This is a genomic window from Deltaproteobacteria bacterium (genome assembly GCA_019308925.1).
Taxonomy (GTDB): Bacteria; Desulfobacterota; B13-G15; order B13-G15; family RBG-16-54-18; genus JAFDHG01.
On record JAFDHG010000098.1, the window covers coordinates 1 to 4,452 of the forward strand.

3 protein-coding genes are annotated in these 4,452 nt (G+C 44.6%); all 3 read right to left on the reverse strand.

Annotation, left to right across the window (positions count from 1 at the left end; genetic code table 11):
* Positions 1-990: transposase (locus JRI46_12110; protein ID MBW2040308.1), on the reverse strand; the 990-nt coding region annotated here is incomplete at its 3' end.
* A gap of 139 nt (positions 991-1,129) precedes the next feature.
* Positions 1,130-3,097 carry an aldehyde dehydrogenase gene (locus JRI46_12115; GenBank protein ID MBW2040309.1) on the reverse strand — a complete coding sequence of 656 codons (1,968 nt, stop codon included), beginning with the start codon at positions 3,095-3,097 and terminating at the stop codon, positions 1,130-1,132.
* Positions 3,098-3,160: 63 nt separating this feature from the next.
* Positions 3,161-4,297 carry a transposase gene (locus tag JRI46_12120; protein ID MBW2040310.1) on the reverse strand — a complete coding sequence of 379 codons (1,137 nt, stop codon included), beginning with the start codon at positions 4,295-4,297 and terminating at the stop codon, positions 3,161-3,163.
* Positions 4,298-4,452: the final 155 nt, after the last annotated feature.

Genomic DNA, 4,452 nt, shown 5'->3' on the forward strand with positions numbered 1-4,452 from the left:
GTTTCGTCGCCTCAGTACTTGCCCAGCCGGACAGATAAAGGTGTCATCCTCAGGATTATAGATAAAAGCTTCTTTGGGAAAGATGCCTTTTCTCCGCCCTGAACCCCTGTGCGCCTCCTCTATGGAGGGGGCATGGACTCTTATGCCTAAGTCATGACAGAGAAGAAAATTATCGATCTTCCCATACTTGCTGTCAGCTACCACCGTATCAACATCCATTTGGGTGTTCTTCTTATGGATCTTAATTATATCTTCGAGCAGATTACCTTCATCTCGAGAGCCAGGAGTAATCTTCGTAGCGGTTATCACCTCGTGTTTGGGATCGACACCCCGATGGGTCTTGTACCGCAATCTCGATTTCCCAGCACCATGCCGGGTCACCGAAGCATCGGGATCAGTGGCGGAGATATAGCGGCTGTTGGCCGGGGTCTCTTTCTCTACTTCTACATCATCCAATCGCTCTTCAAGATGCCGGTAACTCTTCTGTAAGTATCTTTTAAGATCGTGCGTATCCACCACAGAGTTGTTAGAGGCATCGGCATCAATCAGACTTGCATCGACAAACAATTTACTGCCATCAACCAGACCAGCTTTCACACATTGCCAGACAATCCGCTCAAAAAAACTCCTAAAGGCCTTGATTCCCCATCGGGATCGAGCCTTACTGAGCACACTATGGTTAGGAATCTCGTCATCCAAGTCATAACCCAGAAACCACAGCCAATCCAATCGCTCAGGAATGGTAAGCATCAACCCCCGCTCAGAGCGAACATTGTACAAAACCAAAAGGACCATCAACTCGAGAATCACTGGGGGAGGAACAGACACATTACCATTAATGCCGTAGCTATCCTCAACCTCCCCATAGATAAAATCAAAGTCAACAACCCTGGCAATCTTGCGCAATGGATGGTCCTTCCTGACCCTTTTGTCCAAATCAAAGTTGGTATAAAATAAATTTGGCTGTGGCGGAGATTGGCGTCCCATCATGAGCTTATCCTCCAATAAAGAAGAATTTGGGACATTTTAGCATAAAATTAACTGAAAATAAAGGATTTGGGCAACAGCCCGTAAAGATTTGACCCCAATCTAACTCATTTTGGACCAGACCTCCTTAGAAGGCTCTAGTTCACTCCTTTAAGATTTCCCTTTTTACAAAGTCTTCCTTTACGTAATCCAATCCCAGCTTGTACAGGGTTTCTTTTGTAGGGATACCCTCGCTATCCCAACCTCTAAATCTGTAATATTCATCTAATAACCTAGCTTCATACTCGGGAAATCTTTTTTTCCAATGATCCTCTGGGGGATGTTCATCTTCTCTTCTTAAACCTCTTCGTATATTGATGGCCCTGACTAAATTTCGATTCCTGGTGGCTATTTCCCACAGTCCATCTTCATCGATATCCATCCCTGTTGCATGTGAGACAAAGAGCGGCAGATTGTGAATATGATAAGGAGGTTTATAGGCAAAGGATGATAAACCAGCGCAGAGTCCAAGAGCGTCATCAATGTAGTGCATAATCTCCTGCCACTCAACAAGTTCACAGATCAACTCGATAGGTGGGTAGTATGGGAATGATGTACCTGGGTCGCCCCACTCCAAAATGAATCGCTTAAACTTCTCTTCCTTTCCGGTAGGAATCTGAATCCAATCCTTTACAAACTCTTGCCTGAATTCTTTAGGAAGAGGAGACTGGGGTATCTGCCCTTCAATTTGAGTAACATTTGCCTTCTCGCCAGTAGACCACATAAGGAAATAAATCGGGTTTAGCGTCCCTAATTTTATGGGTATTTGTTCATGTTTCTTGATGGTATTATGATCAAATGCCTCTGCCCCTCTACCAATCTGACGGGCTGCCCAATAGACGCCATTGGCCAAAACATCACCTATGCCCTCTCTTGTTACAATTCTATCAAGTAACCAAAAGAATCTCCCCTTGGAATCAGGTGGAAATCCCGGCATATCCTTTTCGGTCAGAATGCCGTTTTCGTAAAGCTCAATAGCAAAGGCCATAACTTGTGGTGTTGTGTATCCATCTACTCCATAATGCTGGGCACGGGAGGCGATTTGAAGGTCAAATTCAAGATCATCCACCATGGCGGCCATCACATAAGTAAGTTTTGAGAAACATTTCATCACATATGTCGGAAATCCTGGCAGTTGAATTATTCCTGCACATTTTAGCGGGCAGTTATAGCAACTTATAAACCGCTTCCGTGCATTTTCTAGGACCTTTGTCCATTGCTTCTCGACCTCTTTGTTCCAAAAGTCTTTTCTTCTATGCCGGGCATTTCCCCAGGAAAAACTGGTGGTATGCCATTTTTCATCATGTATTGCCATCTCCTGGGGGGATCCAAGCATGGTATGAATAGTAGGCTGTATTCCTCGCAGTGGATTATTTATCCGATATTGTATAAATTTCGGCACCTCATTGCACAGCTCAATAAATTCAGCAGGTCTGGCAATATTGATGTCTTTTGTTCCACGAACAGCTATTGCCTTAAGATTCTTGTCTCCCATAATGGCGCCGAGTCCTAACCGACTTGCACTACCCCTGTGAGTTTCTATTGAGGCAAAATAAACCCTGTTTTCACCGGCAAGGCCGATAGAAACCACTTGGGCTTTGGGTTTCTTTAACTCCTCGCGAATAAGTTCTACAGTTTCATAAGTGCTTTTTCCTTTGAGATGAGACGCATCTCGTATTTGCACTTTGTCATTGTTTATCCACAGGTATACCAAATTTGGAGATTTGCCACGGATGATTATTTTATCATAGCCAGCAAACTTCAACTCCGGGGCCCAAAACCCTCCCAGCATAGAAAAGCCCATCAACAAGGTCTGAGGAGAAATGGCAGAAACCATTGTACGATTAGCCCCAGGAGCAAGTGTGCCGACCAAAAAGCCAGAGCTGAATATCAAGACGTTATCGGAGGAAAAGGGGTCAACCTCAGGAGGAACCCTGTCCCATATTATCTTGGCATCTGTACCCAATCCCCCCAGATGAAGCTCTGTTAATCTTGGATCTGTCTCTACTCTCTCAATGGTTCCTCGAGATAGATCAATTTCTAAATTGCACCCTTTCTCTGCATACCTCATTTTTGCCTCTTATTATGTTCACTGCTGAACCACGCTGAAAGAGGGCCAAAGGGGGTCAAATCTTTAGATGTTGTTGAAAAAGTGGTTTTCCGCAGGCTGTTCAAAAATGTTCAGATGCAAGGCCCTCGAAATCCTGAGGAGTGAGGCGTACTTGGACGTACACCGCAACGACGAAGGATGAGAGAAACGCAGCAGATGGGCGTTTTTCAACAGCCTGTTTATTGTTGACAATTTTATCTCTATCCTCCTTATCAGTGCTTCTAACTCTTTATCCCCTTCCAACTTCTGCCTTAATCTTTTCCTCCCCTGGCTCACCGTGCTGTAATCCACCCCCATCAACTCTCCTATCTGCACCCCCTTTAAGCCCCCATACTTATAAAGCAACTCCATCGCCAACTGCCTCAAGATCCCCTTGTTGCCAATGATCTCTTCGCAGGCTTTTCCCGTCTCCCCAGAAATCACTTCCAAGATATCCTCCGCAGAACGATAAGAGATGATCTTACCTACAGAAGGGATCTCCCTCTTGTTTAATCCCTTGTCAATCTTCCCCTTTACCCACCTCACAAACCCCTCCCCTCCCAGAACCATCTGTCCCACCACCTTGTCCTTTATTTGCAAACCCTCAGCTATATTCCGACATATATCTACCCAATACCCCTTCCTTTCCTTCCTATTGTCACCCCCATATTCCTCAAGAACCAGATCATAATCTATAAAAGGAAACCTCTTCCTCTCATCTAAATACCCAGGAAGACTGCTCCAAGGATAACCCTTGAGATAACCCTGTTTCTCCTTCAAAGACCAGCCCTCTCTTTGTCCCACCCTTACCGGATTCAAATGAATATATCGAGAAAGCAAACTTAAATAGGCATCCTTCTCCACCAAGATGCCCTTGTACCTACCCTGATAAAGATGCCCAACCCTGCTGTGTCTCCTGTTGTAATGGGAAGTATAGGTAATATTAAAATGCCTCATGAACTCACTCAGGTTGCCCAGGGGAGTCTCCACCAGGAGATGATAATGATTGTCCATCAAGACAAAACAGTAGAGCAAGACATGATAAGTATTGAGAGAATACTCTAGTACCTCAAGGAACTTATTTCTATCTACCTCATCCCGGAATATCTCCCTCCTCTCATTTCCCCTGCAGGTGATATGATAAAGGGCCCCCTCAAACTGTATCCTCAATGGCCTCGCCATGATCCTCTGATATCAAAGAAGAAAAAAATCGTCAAGATTAAAGACTTGATAATCATATAAAGGGCACCTCCTGTCCCATCGCAAAAATGATAAAGTACGATGCGATGGGGGAAATAGACAGTTAATTAACCAAAAGGAGGTGCCTTATGGAACTA